Source organism: Brevibacillus laterosporus LMG 15441, from assembly GCF_000219535.2.
Classification (GTDB): domain Bacteria; phylum Bacillota; class Bacilli; order Brevibacillales; family Brevibacillaceae; genus Brevibacillus_B; species Brevibacillus_B halotolerans.
In genome coordinates, this window is record NZ_CP007806.1 from 1,318,546 (window position 1) to 1,339,211 (window position 20,666).

Genomic DNA, 20,666 nt, shown 5'->3' on the forward strand with positions numbered 1-20,666 from the left:
CAGAAGGAGGAGTAGCTCGCATGGGAGAGAACCAACAACCACCTAAATCCCATATTGCCACTAGATTAAACGTTTTATTTTTTTTCGTGTTTATATTTTTTGCGGCTGTTATTTTGCGACTTGCCTATGTGCAAATCGTAGAAGGAGAACAATATCAACACGATTTGGAAAAGTATAGTATTAGACAATTACCAATACCTGCACCGCGTGGACGTATCTTAGACGTGAACCACAATGTTTTGGTTTCGAATAAGCCCGTTTTTACGGTTACTTATACATCCGAGCAAAAAAAGGAAATTAATGAGGAAGCAGTAGCCGAAAAACTGACGAGCTTGCTGCAAATGGATGAAAAGATTGGGACTGATAAAGAGCTTATAAAAAAAGCGACTGAATTGCAGACCACATTACCGATCACTTTTAAGCCAGAGCAATCTCAAAAGCTCATCCAGCAGCTAACTCCCAAAATTAATGCTCTTCCAAATTCGGCTCAATTAAAAGGGATAAAGGACTATGATTTAGTAAAAACAGCCTTTGCCTTGGGACTCTCAGTAAGATCCCCTTTCGATGAAAATGATCGTGAAGCTTTACAAAAAAAATTGCCAGCAACGATTCAGGTAGACGGCAAGAACGTGGATACGAAGACAGCCTATGACAGTCAATTGTTAAAATATGTCATCTCAGCTAATGTACCGTATCCAATTGCTCTTGAAGACAAGGTAAAGGAATCTTTGCAAAAGGATGTAAAATCACTTTTAAGCAAGATGCCTTCTGCTGGGGAGCTAAGCAGTAAAACAGATGCAGAATTACTCCAATATGCTGCTAGATTTGATTTGGATGTTGCATTGCCATTAACTCCGGAGCAACGTCAGTATCAGTGGCATCGTATTAGCATTTTAAATAGCATGCGAGATTATAGTATGCCTAAATTCATTCCTCGTCGAATTAAGGAAAACGCTACTGAAATTGAAGTAGCCAAAATCAATGAAAATTTAAGTGAATTACCTGGAATTAATGTAATTGTTGAACCCGTACGGCAAATTAGACAAGATGAGGATGGCGCTTTTGCCACACATATTCTTGGCTACATCAGCCCAATCAGTGCAAGTCAGGTTAATGAGTATCTTGCGATGGGATATTCCAAGACAGATCGTATTGGAGTCGAGGGGTTAGAAAGATATTACGAGAAAGATTTACGTGGAAAAGATGGCATTATGGACGTGCAGGTAAACAAGGATGCAGAGACGGTCGTGAAAGGAAGAACTCGCGAAGCAATACCTGGTAATGATCTAGTTCTTTCCTTAGATTATCGCTTCCAAAGTAAATTGGAGGAAATTCTTAAACGAAATGTCAATGAGATGAGACGCTCTGCGAAAGGAACAGTGAACGCTGCCTCTGCGGTCGTAATGAATCCTAATACAGGTGAAGTTTTGGCTATGGCTAACTACCCTGATTACGATTTAAACCTCCACTATAATCGAAAGCTATTCAATGAGAATTATGAGAAGGTAGTTGCTCCAGCACAGCTTAATAATGTCACTAGGGGTGTTTATCCACCGGCTTCTACAGTGAAACCTATTTCGGTTATGATGGCCTTACAAGAAAAGTTGACTACACCCAATGAGTCAATTTTTGACCCTGGTTATTTCCAATTTGGGGATGTAAAGAAACGAAACTGGAAACTAGGTGGACATGGTCAAGTTGATGCAAGACGAGCAATAGCTGTATCCAATAACACATACATGTACACAATGGGCTGGAGATTAAAGGAGCGCGAGATAGGAAAAGGAAATAGTTATCGTGAATCCTTTAAGATCATTAATTTTTACAATCAGCAATTCGGTCTAGGAGTTAAGACTGGTATTGATTTACCAAGTGAAAAGGCAGGCTGGCCAGCTCCAACATTTGAAATGGGACGTATTGCCGATGCTCTTATTGGGCAGTATGATAGCTTTACTCCTATCCAATTGGCTCAATACGTTTCTACAATCGCAAATGGCGGATATCGAATTCGACCGCATATGGTTAAAGAAATTCGAAAAGGCTCTATTGATCCTAAGAAGCCAGGAGATGTCATTACAACCATAGAGCCGCAAGTTTTGAACAAAATTAATATCAATCCAAGCTACCTCAAGGTAGTTCAAGAGGGGATGCGCCGTGTTACTCAGCCTGGAGGTACTGCTGCGACAGCAATGGCAGGCTTGCCGTTTAGTGTAGCTGCTAAAACAGGTACCGCTCAAACAGGCGGAACTTCTTCTGATAACTCCTTGATCCTTGGATATGCACCTTACGAAAATCCTAAAATTTCCTTTGTAGTAGTCGTTCCGCATTCTGGAGGACATGGTTCAGATAGGATCGCGCGTGAATTGCTGGAGGCTTATCATGCCTTGTATCCACTTAACAGTACGGTAACGCCGACAGAGTAGGCTTTCTAAGATTAATTCGCTGAGTTTTTTGTTAGCGAGGCAGGAGTTTGTTGTATAAATGGCGAATGGTAACGGTCGAGGTGAAACATCTCCATGAATACGGCCAAAAGTAAAGTAGTCATTAAAGGAACCAAAGATGGACTTGTCTTTTTTATGGACGATACCTGTTCATTTTCGGAGCTTTTAGATGATTTACGTGAAAAAATTGAGCACAGCCATCCACAATTTTTTAGTGGTCCTCTCATCAGGATTACATTAAAACTTGGGAAGCGTTACTGCACTCCAGAGCAACAGGAAGAGTTAACGCAGATTATTCGCATGAAGGGTAATCTGGTTATTCATATGATCGACTCGGATGTGATTCTTAAAGAAGAAGTATATAAAGAAGACAAAGCTCCCGGATTGATTGTACAAACAAACACGGTTCGTTCCGGTCAGGTATTAGAATACGACGGAGATATTTTGCTACTGGGTGATGTTAATCCTGGTGGTACGATAAGAAGTACGGGGAGTATCTTCGTGTTAGGTAATCTTCGTGGTGTAGCGCAAGCGGGAACGAATGGCGACAAAGATGCTGTAATCGCCTCCGCTTGCTTACATCCAACCCAACTGAGAATTGCTGAAGTAATCAGCCGTCCGGGAGATGAATGGTCGGACTATAGCGGTACTACTGAGTTTGCTTATTTGGAAGAGGATCGGATGGTAGTCGCTAAAATGAACTTTTTGCATCGCTTACGCTCAGATTTGGGTAAGAAGAAAGCATAACGGTACGGAATGAAGGAGAGGGAGCATACGTGGGTATTGCAATAGTTGTGACTTCAGGGAAAGGCGGAGTGGGGAAAACCACCTCATCTGCTAATATAGGAACCGCATTGGCTCTTAATGGCCAGAAGGTGTGTATGGTAGATACAGATATCGGCTTACGCAATCTGGATGTGGTCATGGGACTAGAAAATCGGATCATTTATGACCTGGTTGACGTAGCAGAAGGCAGTTGTCGTTTGCAACAGGCTTTAATTAAAGATAAGCGTTTTGAGACGTTGTCATTATTACCAGCAGCGCAGACCAAGGATAAATCAGCGCTTACAACAGATCAAATGGAAGATATCGTCACCCAATTGAAGCGTGATTTTGACTACGTCATTATCGATTGTCCAGCAGGTATTGAACAAGGATTCCGCAACGCTGTAGCAGGGGCTGATCAGGCTATTGTTGTGACGACTCCGGAAAAGGCGGCAGTACGTGACGCAGATCGTATCATTGGCCTGCTTGAACGTGAAAATGTAGGAATGCCTAAATTAGTAATTAATCGAGTGCGGTCCCATATGGTTAAGAATGGTGACATGTTAGATGTAGAGGATATTCTGGATTTACTTGCCATTGATTTACTGGGTGTGATTCCTGATGATGAATATATCATCAAATCAGCAAATGCAGGCGAGCCGGCAGTGATGAATCATGAATCCCGTGCGTCCTTAGCATATCGAAATGTAGCAAGACGTTTGTTAGGGGAATCAGTGCCTTTACTGCCACTTCAGGAAAAACCAGGAGTTTTTCATAAGTTCCGTAAGTTTTTTGGCTTAAAATAAGGAATGCTAGTCGAGAAACAAGAGAACAGGGGTATACTCCTGTTTCTTTTTTACTGATCCGAACTTATGGAATTTTTATCTTACAAAGTGCAACGAAGGTTCTTAGTGCCAAAGGTTTGGTTTTCAAGTTTTTCTTTGCATTTCCGAATAATATAAGACTTACAGATACTAGACCTTAACATGCACGGGGGAAAAAAATGGATTTTGAAAAGCGATATATAAAGCAGTTGGATTGGTTGATTCTGTTGATCCTTCTAGGTCTTGGCTTGTTTAGTTATCTCGGTATAAGCGGATCTGCCCCAGGAGTGGCGACAGCGAACCGACAGCTTATGTGGTATGCTATTGGTTTTGGTGTATTGTTTTGTACACTGATTATTGATTATCGGGTGTTCCGGCAGCTATCATATGTAGTTTACGCTATAGGACTAGTTTTGCTTTTCGGCGTATTTTTTACGAAGGCCATTAACAACGCCACTAGTTGGTATAATCTGGGTGTCGTTCTGTTTCAACCATCCGAACCTATGAAAATTTTTACGATAATAGCTGCTGCACACTATATGTCCAAACGTGAAGAAAAATTAGGTAAGCCTTATTATCTTTATGAATGGTGGCCTGTATTTCTGATCGTTGGGGTACCGCTTCTCATGATTTTTAAACAACCAGACTTGGGTACAGCTTTAGTCTTTTGTGCTATATTAGCAACCATGCTGATTGTTGGTGGAATTCGAGTACGGCATATGATTACGTTTAGCGGGATTGCTGCTATTGGAGTAGGGTTAGTTTCCTATGTTTATATGTACCATAAAGATGATATCTTTTTTAAATTGATCAAACCTTATCAATGGGCTCGGATTGAATCTTGGTTAAACCCTTATCTTGATCCAGTAGGGCAAGGATTTCAGCTTTTACAATCGCTTATTGCAATTGGATCGGGGCAGTTAACAGGTAAAGGCTTGCACACAGCCACACAGGCTAGCTTGCTATGGGTTCCGGTTGGTGAGAGTGATTTCATTTTTACGGTCATTGGAGAGCGTTTAGGGTTTATTGGAGCAGGAATTATGATGATCCTGTTTTTCGTGTTAGTATATCGAATGATTCGGATTGCGATGGAGTGTAATGATCCATTCGGTGCCTATGTGGTATCAGGTGTAGTTGGAATGCTTACGTTTCAAATTTTTGAAAATATTGGAATGACCATTCAACTAATGCCAATTACTGGTTTGCCTTTACCATTTATTAGTTATGGTGGAAGCTCGCTTTTAACCAATTTCTTAACAATAGGTGTAGTATTGAATATTGGGATGAGGAAGCAGAAACTTAGTTTCGATTAAGTTAAAAATCGTGACAAACCAATAAATGTGTGATATATTCAAGGTAAGTTAACCATTTTACTTACCTAGTGATTTGATGGATTGGATGATATGCCGTGCTTTTCAGAGATAGCGTCACCATGTGATCAAGTCTCTGTTGGGCACGGCTTTTTTCCTTGAAACAAGCTTTAAGTGATGGTTAACAGATATTTTAATCGTCTGAAAAGGCGAACATTTCTAGGAGGTTTTTTCCATGCAACAAGGTACTGTAAAATGGTTTAACGCAGAAAAAGGTTTTGGCTTCATTCAAGTTGAAGGCGGAGAAGATGTATTCGTACACTACAGCGCTATCCAAACTGAAGGTTTCAAAACTCTTGAAGAAGGTCAAAAAGTTGAGTTTGAAATCGTTCAAGGTAGCCGTGGACCACAAGCTGCTAACGTTAATCGTCTGTAAGATCAAATACGTATAAAAAGAAGCAGTCTCTCTTTTGAGGGGCTGTTTTTTTTCATTTATGCTAATGATTACAGCTCTGTTTTACAGTGTCATATCCCACCTAGACAAGTCATATAATCCAAGTAAAGATTGGCCTGAAAAGGGGTGGGATGCATGTTTCATGAAAGAGAACGGGTAAAGGAGAGAAGACAGGAAAGAAAAGAACAGCTTCTCTTACAATCGCGCGACAGTATGCCGCCACACATTGATGAACTACACGATCCGATAAAAAGAGTGCTTATTCCTGATCAATATGTAAAAAACACTGATTTCAGCAACGAGACTCCCCCGAGCAAACCGGTGGGATTCCAGCTTAAAAGGCAGATCTATCTTTCTCTAGCGGTTATTGGTGTGGCCTATGTCCTATTAAAAAGCCCGTTTGGTGTTCCGAATACATGGCGAGATTTATCAAGAGAAGTGATGACTCGCGATTTTAATTTTGAAGGCGTGGCGGTTTGGTACGAACAAGTCACAGGTCACTCGTCAAGCGCGCTACCGGTTCTTTTTAACAAAAAGGAGAAGGAGAGTGTGCCAGCCAACGCGTATCAGCTAAGTAAGTGGAGTTTGCCGAAGGAGTGGAAAATAGCGAAGGAATATGATACGAAAAGCGCCAAAATAGTTGTTGACTTAGGAGAAAAAGGAGAGGTCGTCAACATGGATACCGGCTGGGTAACTTTTGTTGGGGAAAAATCTGGTTATGGAACCACTGTGGTCATGCAGTATACCAATGATCGAGAGATTTGGTATGGAAACCTTGAAAAAGTCAATGTATCTGTAAATGACTGGGTGAATAAAAAGGACACTGTTGGGGTTGCTAAGCCTTTTGTCGATCAAGTGGTTAACACGCGTTACCTTTTTATGGCGATGAAACAAAACGGAAGATTTACTAATCCATTGGACGTGATCTCATTTGAGTGACTTTTGGCCAGGCGGTATTCGTATCCGCATCCACCTTTTATTTTGGCTGGTCATAGGCCTAGCTGTAATGGCTGGTTATTTTATTGAAACGATTGCGTTGTTTATCATTGTACTTATCCATGAGCTTGGTCACATAGCGGCCGCCCGTGAACTTGGCTGGGAAGTAAAAGAAATTCAATTGTTACCCTTCGGTGGAGTCGCGGTTATGGAGGAATCTCCAACATCTGATGCCATAGACGAGATTGTCGTAGCATTAGCAGGCCCTTTTATGAATATCGTTATGATTTTTTTTTCTCTTTTATTTTGGTGGGTAGGTATATGGTCGGAGCATTGGGCTCATTTTTTTATGAAAAGCAATATGATGATTGCTTTGTTTAATTTATTACCGATGTGGCCCTTAGATGGTGGCCGCATTGTGCAGGCAGTCTTAACATCGTTCATTTCTTATCGGAAAGCGGCGATTTTATCATTTAGCAGTAGCTGTGGATTAGCTATTTTACTTCTAGGAGCCGGAATTTGGTTGCTTCATGCCAATCTAACTGCTATTGCCATCTATTTGGCTCTTACCAATGGGCAAGCATACAAACGCTTTCCTTATCAGTTTATTCGCTTTTTACATAAAAGATATCAGAGAGCGCCCAGACTAGAGCCGATAGAGCCTGTACGCGTACCTTCGTCTCTCTCTGTTTGGGAAGCCACCCATAAGCTACAAAAAGGGAAATATCATTTGTTTTATATTACAGGGAAACAAGGTGGCGTACTGCCTGAGGAGAATGTACTTTATGCTTGTCTAGTGGAGCGGCGTCAGCGAGATTGGATCAGCAGCCTACTGTAGCGTGTGATGCTTCTTGACTTGATCATTGAAAAGTTACTTCTGTTATTTTTCAAATCGAATAGAAATGCGCTACAATGAGAGGATAGGACAGACCTCCAGGAGGAAGATTAGTTGAACAAAAAACAACAACGTGCTCTCCAACAAATTATCGTGAGCCGTGACATAGAAGAAACACGTATTGCTGTCATGGAAGCAGGGCGACTTGCAGAATTGACAATGGAACAGAACAAACCAATGGCGGCGGTGGGAAATATTTATAGAGGGCGAGTAAAAAAAGTCTTACCAGCCATGCAAGCTGCCTTTATAGATATTGGAGAAGAGCAGGAAGCGTTTTTATATATTGACGAGGCATTGCCCCCAGGCTGGAAAGTACAGAACCGAGGGGCGGCCAAGCCTAATATTCGGACATTGGTACAAGTAGGCGAGGAAAAAATCGTCCAAATTAGCAAGGAAGCGATAGGAAGCAAATCTCCAAGACTTACCTCTGAAATCAGTCTGCCGGGACGCATGCTGGTTTATTTGCCATTTGCAGGGCTAATCTCGTTGTCACGTAAAATTGTAGACGTAGACAAACGGGAACGACTAAGAACATGGGCAACAGATAGCTTAGCTGAGGGAGAAGGGATTATTGTAAGAACGATGGCCGAGGAAGCTTCTGTGGAGCAGTTGCAGACAGAGCTTAATTTCCTGCGTACAAAATGGAAGGCGGCCTATCAGGAAACGGGAAAGAAAAAAACGCCGTCCCTTCTATTGTCAGCAGATGATGCAGTAAGCCGCATTTTATTAGATCGCTCGGAAGATCAGATGCTGGAAATCGTAGTGGATGACGCAGAGCTGTATCATGAGCTTAGGGGACAAGCAAAGGCTATTTATCCAGCCATGTTTACTAAAATTCAATTCTATCAAGGAAAAACCTCTGTGTTAGATGCCTATGGTGTCGACAAAGAAATTGAAAAAGCTCTGTACAGGCAAGTGTGGCTCAAAAGTGGCGGCTTCTTGGTAATTGATCAAACAGAGGCTATGACTGTGATCGATGTTAATACAGGGAAATTCACGGGGAAGAGCGGTCAGCAGCTAGAGGATACCGTGACGGCAACCAATGTGGAGGCAGCCCAAGAGATTGCTAGACAACTAAGGCTTCGCGATATTGGCGGTATTATCATAATTGATTTCATTGATATGAAGCAGGCCAAAAACCAGCAGATTGTACAGGAAGCCTTGCAGAGGGAATTAGACAAAGACGTGACCAATAGTTATGTCATGGGCTTTACACAATTAGGCCTTTTGGAAATGACAAGGAAAAAGGTAAGAAACAACCTTGCATCTGTTCTAACCAAGCCATGCATTACTTGCAGTGGTAAGGGGAGGATTTTAACGGAGCAGGAGGTAGCAGGGCGTTTTATTCGAGAGGCTAAAGCATTGATCCGGGGACAGGATGCAGAAGCTATTGTAGCCGCTTTTCATCCTCATGTGTATGAGTATGTTCAAGCTGAGGGAAGACGTGAGCAATTAGCGAAGGATTGGGACGTTTTGGTTCAATTTATTTCACGTGAAACCATGCACCCAAGTGAATATCAGATTTTGCATGTTGGGAAAAAGGCTGACTCTAAACGTTTTTCTTGACCTTTTCTACTAGGTATGATATTCTCTGATTGTTATGCAGCTATGCTTGTACCTTGAGCATACTGTAACCGCGCGAATCAGGTTTTAGTAAGATGGTTTGTAAAGCCACACCTGCATAAGGCGAGTCTGAGTATAGGAGGTGCAATAGAATGTACGCAATTATCGTAACAGGTGGTAAACAATACAAAGTTGAAGAGGGTGCTACTCTTTTCATCGAAAAACTAGCTGCTTCCGAAGGTGAAACAGTTACTTTTGATCAAGTATTGTTCGTAAGCAAAGACGGTAAAGTAACTGCGGGTACTCCAACTGTAGCTGGTGCAACTGTAACAGCTAAAGTTGAAAAGCACGGTAAAGGTGAGAAAGTTATCGTGTATAAGTACAAAGCAAAGAAAAACTACCGTCGTAAGCAAGGTCACCGTCAACCATTCTCTAAAGTTGTTATCGAAAAGATCAACGCGTAATGGTTAAGGTCGAGGTAATTCGATCTCAGACGGGCATTGCAGAGATTGCTATGACAGGTCATGCCAATGCTGGCAAATACGGAGAGGACATTGTTTGTTCGGCTGTATCGGCTATTATTTTAGGCAACCTGAATGCGGTACATCTTTTGCTCGGTTTGAAGCCGGATGTGGAAATGAACACAGAAGAGGGCGGATTTTTAAAGTGGCGGCTTTCATCTTTGCATGATCCGGCTCTTGAAGAGAAGCAACAACTACTAGCGGAAAGCACAGTGGTTGCTCTACTGGCTATTTCCCAAAACTACGGAACATATATTTCTGTACAAGATTCAAAATGGCAAGGGGGTGCTCACTCATGATGAACATGCTATTCACTATGGACCTGCAATTCTTCGCATCCAAAAAAGGGGTAGGTTCTACAAAGAACGGTCGTGACTCCATCGCTAAGCGCCTTGGTACAAAGCGTGGCGACGGCCAATTCGTAAAAGCTGGTAACATTCTTGTTCGCCAACGCGGAACAAAAATTTATCCAGGTGCTAACGTAGGCATCGGCGGCGACGATACTTTGTTCGCGAAAGCTGACGGAATCGTTCGTTTCAAACGTCTGGGACGCGATCGCAAGCAAGTTGTGATCGAACCAGTTGTTGCTGAAGCGTAATAACGACAAGAAGCTAAAACCCAGCCAATCGCTGGGTTTTTCTTTTTACTCACTATCCTTTACTCTACTCGTACTTATGTTAAAATAAAAGATGGAATCCATATAGTGACAGGTGGGAAAACATGAAGGACGAACAAAAGTTTATTACGGATCATGCGGACACGTTATTGAGAATTGTAAACCAGGATCGTCATGATTGGCTCAATCATCTTCAGGTTCTCCATGCTTATTTGAAGCTGGGACGCTACCAAGATGGAGAGGATTACCTGCAAAAAGTGACCGAGGAAGCTCACCGTGAAAGTATGATTGCTCGCATAAACTGTTCGCGTTTGTCTGCTTTCTTTTTGACGTTTAATGCGTTAAATCGAGACATAATAGTAGAAGTAGAGGTTAAAACACAGGTAGATGTGACCAAGCTAGAGATGCAAAGCGATAGCTTTTTTTATTTGATTTCAACTTGCATCGGTCTATTACAACATCACTTGCATAAAGAACAAGTGGAGCATCCTCACTTAGCGGTGACGTTGTTTCACTCGGATAATGAAGTATTTGCCAACTTTGACTTGGAAGGTCAGGTCTCTGCATTAGTTGCAGGGGAAGTGGAAAAGCTTATTCATGATCACAAGGGTATGGCCAAGCTCGTAAGTGAACAAATACATACCGATACAGGCTGGATTGCTGAAATGAGCTTTCCTTGCAAAATGTAGAGAGGTGGCAATTTCGTGTTTGTTGATCAAGTAAAAGTATATGTAAAAGGTGGAGACGGCGGTAATGGAGCAGTTTCATTCCGTCGTGAAAAGTATGTAGCACTCGGAGGTCCTGCGGGTGGAGATGGTGGTAAGGGAGCGAACGTTGTTTTCGTCGTGGACGAAGGATTGCGTACGCTTATTGATTTCCGTTACCAACGACATTTTAAAGCAAAACGTGGTGAACACGGAAGAACGAAAGGAATGCACGGTGCTGGAGCAGAGGATATGATCGTTCGTGTTCCTCCAGGTACTACCGTGTACGATGATGATACGCAAGAAGTGATTGCTGATCTTATTGAACATGGTCAGCGTGCAATTATTGCTAAAGGTGGCCGCGGCGGACGAGGTAATATTCGTTTTGCCACGTCTTCTAATCCGGCTCCAGAGATTGCGGAGAACGGTGAACCAGGTCAAGAACGCTATATTCGTATGGAATTAAAGCTGATTGCGGACGTAGGCTTAGTTGGTTATCCAAGTGTAGGAAAATCAACGCTTCTATCTTCCGTTACAGCAGCAAAGCCTAAGATTGCTGCGTATCATTTCACAACAATCGCTCCAAATCTAGGTGTAGTAGACCTAGGTGAAAAAAGCTTTGTAATGGCTGATTTGCCAGGCCTTATTGAAGGTGCTCATGAAGGCGTTGGGCTTGGTCATCAGTTTTTACGTCATGTTGAGCGCACAAGGGTGATTGTACATGTGATTGATATGGCTGCGACTGAGGGCCGTGATCCATACGAGGACTATCTTCAAATTAACGAAGAACTTAAACATTACAATGCCCGCATGGAAGACAGACCACAAATTATTGTGGCTAATAAAATGGATTTGCCGGATGCAGAAGTGCATTTACAGGCTTTCCGTGAAAAATGTCCAGATGCGAAAATATATTCGATTTCTGGCGCCACTCGTCAGGGTGTACAAGAACTCATGTATGCTATTAGTGATTTACTTGAGACGATCCCAGAGCGTTTCGAAGTAGAGGAAGTAGTGGAAGTAGAAGAAAGAGTTGTATTTAAAGCAGAGCCAGAAGAAATACCATTTGTCATTACAAGAGAGAATGACGTATTTGTGGTGAGTGGTGAGAAGCTTGAAAAATTAACGAAGATGACTAACTTGAACAGCTATGACTCCATACAACGTTTTGCACGTTTGATGCGCACTATGGGAATTGATCAGGCTCTTCGTGAACGTGGTGCGAAAGACGGGGATACCGTTCAGATTGGTAAATTTGAATTTGAGTTCCAAGAGTAAACTTTCGTTAAAAGTGAGTGTGGTGAGATGGGGACTATGGGGGAAGACAGACAGCTTGTACGCGGAACCATTGTACATGTATCACGTGAAAATGAATCCGTTGCTCTAAAGGATGCTATGATAGAGTATCAGAAGGGAGATTATTTACTACTCTCTTGTATTTTAGATCAGGCGAATCCTTCTTTTTTGGGTTGTATTCTTCATGTGCGTTTCAATGAAGGTCAGGAGTATCAAGCCTACGAGGTATATACAGAGAAGATCGCATGGCCGGTTGTGATTATGGGGCTACTCCCTGTACGCACAGAATCAGTAGCTGAGGGATCGAAGCAGCAGAAAGGACAAACCTCTTCCTCTGTTGAAAGCTCTCATGATGCTACTCGCCAAGCTATCCTAGCAAAATTAAAGGGAAGCAAGCAAGATGCATCCGCTCTCACGAATAACCAGTCTGGTAATCGAGAAAATCAGGCTCAACAATTGGTGAATCCTGACTTTATTATTAATGTTCCTTACAAGCGAATGGGAGCTAAACCGAATGAAGAGCTGGGAGAGGGAGTACTCCTTAGCTTTTCGGAAAAGGAGCTTCATGTAGGAACAGATGGTTATTTGGCAAAGGGGGATTTTGTTAATCTCTCGTTTGTAATTCCACGTACGAAAACGGAAGTAGTAGCTATGACGAAAGTAATTGAAAAGCGGTTTGATAATAATATCACAATTGTTACGCTCTCGATCACAGATGTTGATCCTGCTCAGCATGCTGAGCTAATCGCCTACCACAAGACGATGTTATCATAAACCTTAATAAAGGCACCTCGTTTACCATAACGAGGTGCCTTTTTATTTTGCTTTGTGAGCGTCAATCAGCCTCCGCGCTCATTGTCTATCTGATAATTTGGAGAAACAGCCATGCGCTTCTCATCTAATTTTTTCCCGAATTGATCCAGCGATCCCGGTTTTCCAACACCATTGTGGTTACGTCTTTGTGATTTATCAGATTTTCCACGTCCACCCATTTGTTACACCTCCTTTATTAGAGTAAGATGGTACATTTTTTGATTGGGAAAACATGGACAGTATAGGGTTTTTGCCTGTTTTACTGTCACAGCCTAGTGTGTACGTCGATAGTCGCTTTCATGTAATCCGCTTTTTGGGGTTGTCATAGTATCAGAGTCAGCGTATAATGTCCTTTATAAGAAAACACTTGTATTTTTCAGGAGGACACATGAGTAAACGAGATGAAAAATTCTATTTAATTCGAGCGGACATCCTCCCAGAATCGATCGCGAAGACGATTGAAGTAAAAAAACTGTTAGAATCAGGCGAAATTGACACGGTGAATGAAGCGGTCGAGCGGGTTGGACTGAGTCGTAGTGCTTTCTATAAATACAAAGATGCGATTTTCCCTTTCAATGCCATGATGAGTGAAAAGATTATGACCGTGAGTCTTACGTTGGAGCATCGTTCAGGTATTTTATCAAGGGTATTGCAATTTGTAGCAGAAAAAGGCGGGAATGTCCTAACAATCAATCAAACCATTCCGTTGCAAGGGATTGCCAATGTAGCAATGTCTGTAGATATGGCACAGCTACATATGCCAACGACGGAGTTTTTAGATTTGCTTGAAAAGCTACAAGGTGTACGCAAGGCATTAATCGTGGGCAGAGGCTAATAACGAGGACAACCAAGGAGGCGTAAGCATGGAGAAAAAGCAGGTAAAAGTAGGCTTGATGGGACTTGGAACGGTAGGAACAGGTGTAGTTCGGATTGTGGACGCTCATCAGGAGGACCTGTTTAACCAAACGGGCCTGAGCATTGAGATTCATAAGATTCTGGTACAGGACAAAGAAAAAGCCCGGAGTATCGTAATTGATCAGGAGAAAATCACCACGAACGCGGATGATTTAATAGAAGACCCGGATATTGATGTTATTGTTGAGGTAATTGGTGGCATACACCCTACAAAAGATTATCTGCTAAAGGCTCTTGCAAAAGGGAAAAATGTAGTCACTGCAAATAAGGATTTAATGGCGTTGCATGGTGCAGAGCTATTGCATAAAGCCCAAGAAAAAAAATGCGATGTTTTTTATGAAGCGAGTGTTGCTGGGGGAATTCCGATACTTCGCGCTTTGGTAGAAGGCTTTTCCTCGGATAGAATCACTAAAATGATGGGGATTGTAAATGGTACGACTAACTATATTATGACGAAAATGAGCAAGGAAGGGGCTGAATATCGGGAAGTACTGGCTGAAGCTCAAGCCCTTGGATATGCAGAGTCTGATCCGACTGCCGATGTGGAAGGTTTCGATGCCGCTAGAAAGATGGCAATCCTCTCTACACTGGGCTTCCGTGTCCCGATGAATTTGGAAGATGTACAGGTAAGAGGTATTAGCAAGGTTAATAAAGAGGATATTGCTTACGGGAAAAAATTAGGCTACGAAGTTAAGCTGCTTGGAATTGCACGTCGCGATAACGATGAGATTGAAGTAAGCGTACAGCCTACAATGGTTCATAAGTCTCACCCGTTAGCTTCTGTGAATGGCGTGTTTAACGCGGTGTATGTTCATGGGGAAGCGGTGGGAGAAACGATGTTTTATGGACCTGGAGCTGGTGAGATGCCAACGGCTACAGCAGTGGTTTCTGATTTGATTAGCGTAGTAAAAAATATGAAATTAGGTGTAAATGGACGTGGAACAGTGGCCCCATACAAAGAGAAAAAGCTAAAAACTGATGATAAAAAATTCTCGAAATACTTCATACGACTGATCGTTGCAGATAAGCGTGGCGTACTTGCTCAAATTACAAACCTGTTAGCAGAAAAGGATGTTAGTTTGGACCAGGTTATCCAACAGCCGTATCAGGATAGCGGTCAATCCGAGATTGTAATGGTTACACATACTTCCTCCAAATATAATGTGGCATCCGTACTAAAAACGCTAGAGGGCATGGATGTGATTAGCGAAATTAAGAGCTACTATCAGGTGGAGGGTACAGATAAGGAAGCAGGTGCTGTTCATAATGAGTAAGGATAGACTAGGGATTATCGCACAGTATAAAGAATTTTTGCCCGTATCAGAAAATACGCCTCTTTTGACCCTGCATGAGGGAAATACTCCATTGGTCCATGCAGCTCGCTTATCTGAAGAGTGGGGAGTAGAGCTTCACTTTAAATATGAGGGGTTAAATCCGACAGGCTCCTTTAAGGACCGAGGCATGGTGATGGCAGTTGCCAAGGCAGTGGAAGAGGGAAGCAATACCATTATGTGTGCTTCAACAGGTAATACATCTGCTGCCGCTGCCGCTTATGCAGCTCGTGCAGGACTGCGTTGTATCGTATTAATTCCAGATGGAAACATTGCCCTGGGTAAATTGGCCCAAGCAATTGCTTATGGAGCAGAAGTCATTTCAATCAATGGCAATTTTGATGAAGCCTTGCGCATTGTCCAACAAATTACACAAGAAGAGCCCATTACTTTAGTTAATTCGGTAAATCCATATAGAATTGAAGGGCAAAAAACAGCATCCTTTGAGATATGTGATCGTTTAGGAGAAGCTCCTGATATTTTAGCAATTCCAGTTGGAAATGCAGGTAATATCACAGCTTATTGGAAGGGCTTTACAGAATATCATCGAGCAGGTAAGATTACCGCCCTACCAAAAATGTATGGATTTCAAGCAGCAGGAGCAGCCCCACTTGTCTTAGGGCATCCTGTAGAACAGCCTGAAACAATTGCAACAGCGATTCGTATCGGGAATCCTGCTAGCAAAGCTGGAGCTTTACAGGCATTGAAGCAGTCAAATGGTCGCATAGAAAGTGTCACAGACGAGGAGATTTTAGAAGCGTACCAGCTTTTGGCTAAAAAAGAGGGCATCTTCTGTGAGCCTGCCTCTGCAGCTTCCTTTGCGGGTATCATTAAATTACACCGGATGGGACAGTTGACACAAGGAGCTCGCATCGTATGCGTCTTGACTGGGCACGGCTTAAAAGATCCGAGCATCGCAATTAAGACCATTGCCAATGAACCCGTGAAAGTGCCTGCAACAAGAGAAGATGTCATGGGACTGATCAAAAAGTAAAGTAGGTGTCAGCATGTCTATACAGAAAGTAACAGTGAGAGTACCAGCTAGCACAGCCAATCTGGGTGCTGGTTTTGATACAATCGGTCTTGCTTTCCAGCTTTATACAACCATAACCATGAGCATTGCCCGGCAAACTACGATTCGATTAGTGGGACCAGAGCTTGCTAGCTTGCCTCAAGATAAAACCAATCTACTTTACGAAGTGGCGGCCTTCTTATTTGAGAAGGCCTCGCTTCCTATACCTGAATTATTTATTGAGGTAGAGACTGAGGTTCCCTTGACTCGAGGGCTTGGCAGTAGTGCAGCGGCAGTTGTAGGTGCTTTAATTGCAGCGAATGTCCTTGCAGGTAAGCCGTTTACAGACGGACAGCTCTTTACGTTTGCCAGCCGTTGGGAGGGACATCCAGATAATGTAGGAGCTTCACAATTTGGGGGTCTAATTATTTCAGCGTTACCAGATAATGAAGCTGAGCAAGTTCCTTATGCTAAATTTTCGGTTCCTGAGCGATTGAAGACACTGGTAGTCATTCCTGATTTTGAATTGTCTACTCATCAAGCGAGGAAAGCATTGCCTGATCAATATTCCCGTGAAGATGCGGTTTATAATATTTCACGTGCAAGCCTATTGGTTGCTGCGTTTGCTCAAGACCGTTTAGATTTATTGGCTACTGCTATGCAGGATCGTCTACACCAGCCTTATCGTACAGCATTAGTTCCAGGCCTATCTGAAATTGTGGAAAAAGCACAGGATTACGGCGCCTTAGGAGCAGCCTTGTCAGGAGCAGGGCCAACCATTCTTTGCTTTTTCGAACATGATCAAGCAGAGCAAAGACTGTTACAATTTATTGAACAAGTAATGCAGAAAAATCAATTAAGCTATTCTACTATGGTTCTCTTTCCTGATGATAATGGGGCAATTATTGACACAAGCCCTGTATATACAGCATAATGCATAGAAAAACATCAGATGGGAGCATGAAGTATAATGGGGAGAACACTAGCTTTTTTAGGACCTTCTGGCACATTTACAGAGGAGGCAGTACGTCATTTGCCTATTCAAGAGGAGCTTACAACTCAGCCATATGTAAGCATCCTTGATGTGCTGGAAGCAGTTAATACGAATCAGGCCGATTTTGGTGTGGTACCCATTGAGAATTCAATTGAAGGAACAGTTAATTTAACGATGGATGGCTTAATACATGGGGAGAAACTGCCTATTTTAGCAGAATTGGCTCTACCAATCACACAGCACCTATTAATGGCAGTTAGGCCAAAGCCTCTTTTATTCCAGCAGATTACAAAGGTCTTCTCTCATTCGCATGCGATTGCCCAATGTCGCTTGTTCCTACAAAAATACTTGCCACATGTAGAGATTGAATATACCAACAGTACGGCGTCAGCAGCTAAACTTGTAAGTGAAGAACCAGATCAACCATGGGCGGCTATTGGAACGAGATTAAATACAGAAATATACCCGCTTTTTCTCGCTCAGGAAAGCATCCAGGACTATGCTAACAATTTTACGAGATTTGTGCTGGTGGGAAAAAGTCAGTTAGATTTACCGGTATCTGATAAGTATAAAACAACCATATTGGTCACATTACCCGAAGATTATTCAGGGGCACTGTATCAGGTATTGGCAGCATTCGCTTGGCGCAAATTGAATTTGTCCCGCATCGAATCACGACCTACGAAAAAAGGTCTGGGTAGCTATTATTTTGTATTGGATATCGTACAGGGCATGGACACAGTGTTAATGCCAGGCGCTTTTGCGGAGATAGAGGCATTGGGCTGTCAGGTTCGTTTACTGGGTAGCTATCCAGTGTTCGCCTATAGGGGTATAGGTGAAAAGAATTGACGCTATGTTGTATATAGATTTATACTATTCAAAAACGTTAGAAAAAAGGGTGAAGTAGCATGACGCAGCAGTTGATCTACTTAAACGGTGAATTTGTAGAAAAAGAAAATGCAAAAATTTCTGTCTATGATCATGGCTTCTTGTATGGCGATGGAATTTTTGAAGGAATTCGTGTTTATAATGGTAATATATTCCGCCTGCAAGAGCATATCGAACGTTTATATGAATCCGCACTATCCATCATGCTCGTTATTCCAATGAAAATAGAAGAAATGATGGATGCAGTAGTCGAAACCGTTAGAAAAAATGAACTGCGTGATGCCTATATACGACTTGTAATCTCGCGTGGCGATGGGGATTTAGGTCTTGATCCTCGTAGCTGTAAACGGGCGAATATTGTTATTATTGTTGAACAGCTTCGACTATTTCCGCAAGAACTATATGAGACAGGATTAAAAATTGTGACAGTTCCAACACGTCGCAACAAACCAGATGCATTGAATCCAAAGATCAAATCTCTAAATTATTTAAACAACGTTATGGTGCGTATGGAAGCTAGCATGGCTGGTGTTAGTGAAGCGTTAATGCTAAATAGCGAGGGCTATGTAACTGAAGGATCAGGCGATAATATTTTCCTTGTAAAAAAAGGTGTCATTTATACGCCTCCTACATACTTAGGTGCGCTGGATGGCATTACACGTCAAGCAATTATGGATATCGCTAGAGAACTAGGTTATGTGGTTAAAGAGGAACCTTTCACTCGTCATGATGTCTATATTGCTGATGAAGTATTCCTGACCGGGACAGCAGCAGAGGTAATCTCAGTATCAGAAGTAGATGCACGAGTAATTCGTGACGGAAAACCAGGTCCTGTGACAAAACAATTGCTTGAAGAATTCCGCCGTTATGTCCAAGTAGATGGTGTAAAAGTATACAAATAAAGGAAATAAATCTAAAAGTAACGGAGAACAGAGCCGGTAAATATTTATGGCTCTGTTTTTTTATGCGATAAATTGAACAGGAGCAAAACGCCTAGAGGCGCATAACATGGTAGGGACTCAAGTATGAGAGGAGAGGCAGTAGTGAAAATCCATATCGTACAAAAAGGGGACACCATGTGGAAGATTGCTAAGAAATATGGTGTCGACTTTCAAGAACTATTGAATCTAAACAAATCAACAATAAAAAATCCGGATAAAATTATGCCTGGAATGAGAGTAAAAATACCAACAGGTAAACCTAGAAGACCGGGAATGGAACACCGACCGCACATGGAAAGACCGATGAAAGAAAGACCTGTGCCTCAGATGCCGAGCAAGGAGATGCCAATACCTCCAGCATATGAATCACCGGAGATGATGGAGTCACCGGAAATGATGCCGCCACCTGTTGCGCCTGTACCGCCTGTACCATCTCCACCACCAGTCATGCCAGCACCGCCTAAGGAAATGCCAAAAAGGGAGATTCCACCTTTGAAAGAAATGCCCAAACGACGTGTTCCAATCCCAATACCTATACCAGTACCTGTACCAAGACCAGCACCAAGACCGGTACCGCAACCGCAACCTAAACCATTGCCGCCCAAGAAAGAAATGCCTATACCAGCACCAAGACCAGTACCACAACCTAAACCACTGCCACCCAAGAAAGAAATGCCCAAACCGGTGCCATGTCCACCATGCCCAACATGTCCACCATGTCCACCAAGTCGAACATGTCCGCCATGTCCGCCATGTCCAACATGTTCGCCATGTCCGCCATGTCCACCATGTCCACCAATGCGGCCACAGCCACCAATGATAAGACCGTTTCCAGTACCCATGCCATATCCACTTATGTGTCCGCCGCCACCATGTCCACCATGTCCACCGCCGATATGTCCACCGCCAATAGTCATTCCAATGTATCCGCCAGCCGTAGCACCTCGCCCGCCTGATTGTAAACCAGAATGTTCGGAGTATTCATCTACTACTTCTAGTTCATGTACTCCAGATCACACAACATGTATGAGTCCTTCTAGCACAAGCAGTTGCATGGAGCAGAGTCCACAGCCACATCATCGACCTAGAGAAGTAGATAGTTCATGTCAGGAAAGTAGTATTTCCAATACTCATAAATGGGTGGAGGATGATTGTACTCCAGAACATAAAACCGCTTATCCTTACTCAGAGTCAGGGTTCCATCAACCGATCAATCCTTATCCACCTGTTTGCCCGGCACCTTCAATGCCACAGCCCTATCCGCATATGAAGCAGTATCCGCAGTCCAAACATTGCCCGCATGTCCAACCCTACCCACATTCATCTTCAGATATGTATGGACATCACGTACAACACATGCCTACCAATCCTAATGTACCTCGTCCAGAGATGTGGCCAAAATGGGATAAAGGTCATGAAGAATCCTCGTTTACACCTTTCTGAAGGT

23 protein-coding genes, 1 pseudogene and 1 other annotated feature are annotated in these 20,666 nt (G+C 42.7%); of the genes and pseudogenes, 22 read left to right on the forward strand and 2 right to left on the reverse strand.

Going from position 1 to position 20,666, the window contains the following annotated elements; genetic code table 11:
- Window positions 1–20 precede the first annotated feature (20 nt).
- From BRLA_RS06125 to BRLA_RS06190, 14 genes are all read left to right on the forward strand, one after another.
- Window positions 21–2,423 (forward strand): penicillin-binding transpeptidase domain-containing protein, encoded by a 2,403-nt coding sequence (locus tag BRLA_RS06125; RefSeq protein ID WP_003338391.1) that lies wholly within the window; start codon window positions 21–23, stop codon window positions 2,421–2,423.
- A gap of 93 nt (window positions 2,424–2,516) precedes the next feature.
- A complete protein-coding gene (gene minC, locus BRLA_RS06130) occupies window positions 2,517–3,188 on the forward strand; it encodes a septum site-determining protein MinC (RefSeq protein WP_003338390.1) in 672 nt (223 codons plus the stop codon).
- A gap of 29 nt (window positions 3,189–3,217) precedes the next feature.
- Entirely contained in the window at window positions 3,218–4,012 is a 795-nt protein-coding gene (gene minD, locus BRLA_RS06135; RefSeq protein ID WP_003338388.1) for a septum site-determining protein MinD, read from the forward strand.
- A gap of 197 nt (window positions 4,013–4,209) precedes the next feature.
- Window positions 4,210–5,343 (forward strand): rod shape-determining protein RodA, encoded by a 1,134-nt coding sequence (gene rodA, locus BRLA_RS06140; RefSeq protein ID WP_003338387.1) that lies wholly within the window; start codon window positions 4,210–4,212, stop codon window positions 5,341–5,343.
- A gap of 232 nt (window positions 5,344–5,575) precedes the next feature.
- Window positions 5,576–5,776, forward strand: coding sequence for a cold-shock protein (locus BRLA_RS06145; protein WP_003338386.1), 201 nt, complete (start codon window positions 5,576–5,578; stop codon window positions 5,774–5,776).
- Window positions 5,777–5,929: 153 nt separating this feature from the next.
- Window positions 5,930–6,733, forward strand: coding sequence for a M23 family metallopeptidase (locus tag BRLA_RS06150; RefSeq protein ID WP_003338385.1), 804 nt, complete (start codon window positions 5,930–5,932; stop codon window positions 6,731–6,733).
- Window positions 6,726–7,568, forward strand: a complete 843-nt coding sequence (locus BRLA_RS06155) for a M50 family metallopeptidase (RefSeq protein ID WP_041751982.1) — start codon at window positions 6,726–6,728, stop codon at window positions 7,566–7,568. The genes BRLA_RS06150 and BRLA_RS06155 overlap by 8 nt, the downstream gene beginning before the upstream one ends.
- Window positions 7,569–7,679: 111 nt before the next feature.
- A complete protein-coding gene (locus BRLA_RS06160) occupies window positions 7,680–9,191 on the forward strand; it encodes an Rne/Rng family ribonuclease (RefSeq protein ID WP_003338382.1) in 1,512 nt (503 codons plus the stop codon).
- Window positions 9,192–9,247: 56 nt separating this feature from the next.
- Window positions 9,248–9,329, forward strand: a sequence feature (ribosomal protein L21 leader region).
- An 11-nt stretch (window positions 9,330–9,340) separates the two neighbouring features.
- Window positions 9,341–9,652 carry a 50S ribosomal protein L21 gene (gene rplU, locus BRLA_RS06165; protein ID WP_003338381.1) on the forward strand — a complete coding sequence of 104 codons (312 nt, stop codon included), beginning with the start codon at window positions 9,341–9,343 and terminating at the stop codon, window positions 9,650–9,652.
- Entirely contained in the window at window positions 9,652–10,008 is a 357-nt protein-coding gene (locus tag BRLA_RS06170) for a ribosomal-processing cysteine protease Prp (protein ID WP_003338380.1), read from the forward strand. Before rplU ends, BRLA_RS06170 begins: the two co-directional genes overlap by 1 nt.
- A gap of 5 nt (window positions 10,009–10,013) precedes the next feature.
- Complete coding sequence (gene rpmA, locus BRLA_RS06175) at window positions 10,014–10,307, forward strand: 50S ribosomal protein L27 (protein ID WP_026315215.1); 294 nt, start codon at window positions 10,014–10,016, stop codon at window positions 10,305–10,307.
- Between the two features lie 122 nt (window positions 10,308–10,429).
- A complete protein-coding gene (locus BRLA_RS06180; RefSeq protein WP_003338377.1) occupies window positions 10,430–11,014 on the forward strand; it encodes a Spo0B domain-containing protein in 585 nt (194 codons plus the stop codon).
- A 15-nt stretch (window positions 11,015–11,029) separates the two neighbouring features.
- Window positions 11,030–12,307 carry a GTPase ObgE gene (obgE, locus tag BRLA_RS06185; RefSeq protein WP_003338376.1) on the forward strand — a complete coding sequence of 426 codons (1,278 nt, stop codon included), beginning with the start codon at window positions 11,030–11,032 and terminating at the stop codon, window positions 12,305–12,307.
- 27 nt (window positions 12,308–12,334) lie between these two features.
- The gene (locus BRLA_RS06190) at window positions 12,335–13,099 is read left to right on the forward strand and encodes a PilZ domain-containing protein (RefSeq protein WP_003346149.1); all 765 of its coding nucleotides are present in this window, start codon (window positions 12,335–12,337) and stop codon (window positions 13,097–13,099) included.
- Window positions 13,100–13,164: 65 nt separating this feature from the next.
- Here BRLA_RS06190 and BRLA_RS24175 read toward each other — a convergent pair whose 3' ends face one another.
- Window positions 13,165–13,317, reverse strand: coding sequence for a hypothetical protein (locus tag BRLA_RS24175; protein ID WP_003338374.1), 153 nt, complete (start codon window positions 13,315–13,317; stop codon window positions 13,165–13,167).
- A gap of 209 nt (window positions 13,318–13,526) precedes the next feature.
- On the opposite strand from BRLA_RS24175, the gene BRLA_RS06195 reads away from it, so the two are divergent.
- The 7 genes and pseudogenes from BRLA_RS06195 to safA all read left to right on the forward strand — a co-directional run.
- Window positions 13,527–13,973 carry an ACT domain-containing protein gene (locus BRLA_RS06195; protein WP_003338373.1) on the forward strand — a complete coding sequence of 149 codons (447 nt, stop codon included), beginning with the start codon at window positions 13,527–13,529 and terminating at the stop codon, window positions 13,971–13,973.
- A gap of 28 nt (window positions 13,974–14,001) precedes the next feature.
- Complete coding sequence (locus tag BRLA_RS06200; RefSeq protein WP_003346145.1) at window positions 14,002–15,327, forward strand: homoserine dehydrogenase; 1,326 nt, start codon at window positions 14,002–14,004, stop codon at window positions 15,325–15,327.
- Window positions 15,320–16,378, forward strand: a complete 1,059-nt coding sequence (gene thrC, locus BRLA_RS06205) for a threonine synthase (protein ID WP_003338369.1) — start codon at window positions 15,320–15,322, stop codon at window positions 16,376–16,378. Before BRLA_RS06200 ends, thrC begins: the two co-directional genes overlap by 8 nt.
- Window positions 16,379–16,391: 13 nt before the next feature.
- The gene (gene thrB, locus BRLA_RS06210) at window positions 16,392–17,330 is read left to right on the forward strand and encodes a homoserine kinase (RefSeq protein ID WP_003338368.1); all 939 of its coding nucleotides are present in this window, start codon (window positions 16,392–16,394) and stop codon (window positions 17,328–17,330) included.
- 36 nt (window positions 17,331–17,366) lie between these two features.
- Entirely contained in the window at window positions 17,367–18,239 is an 873-nt protein-coding gene (gene pheA, locus BRLA_RS06215; protein ID WP_003338367.1) for a prephenate dehydratase, read from the forward strand.
- 59 nt (window positions 18,240–18,298) lie between these two features.
- Window positions 18,299–19,180, forward strand: coding sequence for a branched-chain-amino-acid transaminase (ilvE, locus tag BRLA_RS06220; RefSeq protein ID WP_003338366.1), 882 nt, complete (start codon window positions 18,299–18,301; stop codon window positions 19,178–19,180).
- Between the two features lie 123 nt (window positions 19,181–19,303).
- A pseudogene (safA, locus tag BRLA_RS24945) lies at window positions 19,304–19,459 on the forward strand (SafA/ExsA family spore coat assembly protein); the annotation flags it as partial.
- Between the two features lie 83 nt (window positions 19,460–19,542).
- Here safA and BRLA_RS24525 read toward each other — a convergent pair.
- On the reverse strand, window positions 19,543–20,136 hold the full coding sequence (locus BRLA_RS24525; RefSeq protein ID WP_051876107.1) for a hypothetical protein: 594 nt from the start codon (window positions 20,134–20,136) through the stop codon (window positions 19,543–19,545).
- 136 nt (window positions 20,137–20,272) lie between these two features.
- Here BRLA_RS24525 and BRLA_RS24530 point away from each other — a divergent pair, with 136 nt between their 5' ends.
- A complete protein-coding gene (locus BRLA_RS24530) occupies window positions 20,273–20,662 on the forward strand; it encodes a hypothetical protein (protein ID WP_236867764.1) in 390 nt (129 codons plus the stop codon).
- The last annotated feature ends 4 nt before the right edge of the window (window positions 20,663–20,666 follow it).

Excerpts from the sequence above, each read along its gene's own strand:
- BRLA_RS06125 (WP_003338391.1), top strand. The coding sequence starts at position 21 with ATGGGAGAGAACCAACAACCACCTAAATCCCATATTGCCACTAGATTA.
- minC (WP_003338390.1), top strand. The coding sequence starts at position 2,517 with ATGAATACGGCCAAAAGTAAAGTAGTCATTAAAGGAACCAAAGATGGA.
- rodA (WP_003338387.1), top strand. The coding sequence starts at position 4,210 with ATGGATTTTGAAAAGCGATATATAAAGCAGTTGGATTGGTTGATTCTG.
- BRLA_RS06145 (WP_003338386.1), top strand. The coding sequence starts at position 5,576 with ATGCAACAAGGTACTGTAAAATGGTTTAACGCAGAAAAAGGTTTTGGC.
- BRLA_RS06150 (WP_003338385.1), top strand. The coding sequence starts at position 5,930 with ATGTTTCATGAAAGAGAACGGGTAAAGGAGAGAAGACAGGAAAGAAAA.
- rplU (WP_003338381.1), top strand. The coding sequence starts at position 9,341 with ATGTACGCAATTATCGTAACAGGTGGTAAACAATACAAAGTTGAAGAG.
- BRLA_RS06170 (WP_003338380.1), top strand. The coding sequence starts at position 9,652 with ATGGTTAAGGTCGAGGTAATTCGATCTCAGACGGGCATTGCAGAGATT.
- rpmA (WP_026315215.1), top strand. The coding sequence starts at position 10,014 with ATGCTATTCACTATGGACCTGCAATTCTTCGCATCCAAAAAAGGGGTA.
- BRLA_RS06180 (WP_003338377.1), top strand. The coding sequence starts at position 10,430 with ATGAAGGACGAACAAAAGTTTATTACGGATCATGCGGACACGTTATTG.
- BRLA_RS06190 (WP_003346149.1), top strand. The coding sequence starts at position 12,335 with ATGGGGACTATGGGGGAAGACAGACAGCTTGTACGCGGAACCATTGTA.
- BRLA_RS24175 (WP_003338374.1), bottom strand. The coding sequence starts at position 13,317 with ATGGGTGGACGTGGAAAATCTGATAAATCACAAAGACGTAACCACAAT.
- BRLA_RS06195 (WP_003338373.1), top strand. The coding sequence starts at position 13,527 with ATGAGTAAACGAGATGAAAAATTCTATTTAATTCGAGCGGACATCCTC.
- BRLA_RS06200 (WP_003346145.1), top strand. The coding sequence starts at position 14,002 with ATGGAGAAAAAGCAGGTAAAAGTAGGCTTGATGGGACTTGGAACGGTA.
- thrC (WP_003338369.1), top strand. The coding sequence starts at position 15,320 with ATGAGTAAGGATAGACTAGGGATTATCGCACAGTATAAAGAATTTTTG.
- thrB (WP_003338368.1), top strand. The coding sequence starts at position 16,392 with ATGTCTATACAGAAAGTAACAGTGAGAGTACCAGCTAGCACAGCCAAT.
- pheA (WP_003338367.1), top strand. The coding sequence starts at position 17,367 with ATGGGGAGAACACTAGCTTTTTTAGGACCTTCTGGCACATTTACAGAG.
- ilvE (WP_003338366.1), top strand. The coding sequence starts at position 18,299 with ATGACGCAGCAGTTGATCTACTTAAACGGTGAATTTGTAGAAAAAGAA.
- BRLA_RS24525 (WP_051876107.1), bottom strand. The coding sequence starts at position 20,136 with ATGACTATTGGCGGTGGACATATCGGCGGTGGACATGGTGGACATGGT.
- BRLA_RS24530 (WP_236867764.1), top strand. The coding sequence starts at position 20,273 with ATGGAGCAGAGTCCACAGCCACATCATCGACCTAGAGAAGTAGATAGT.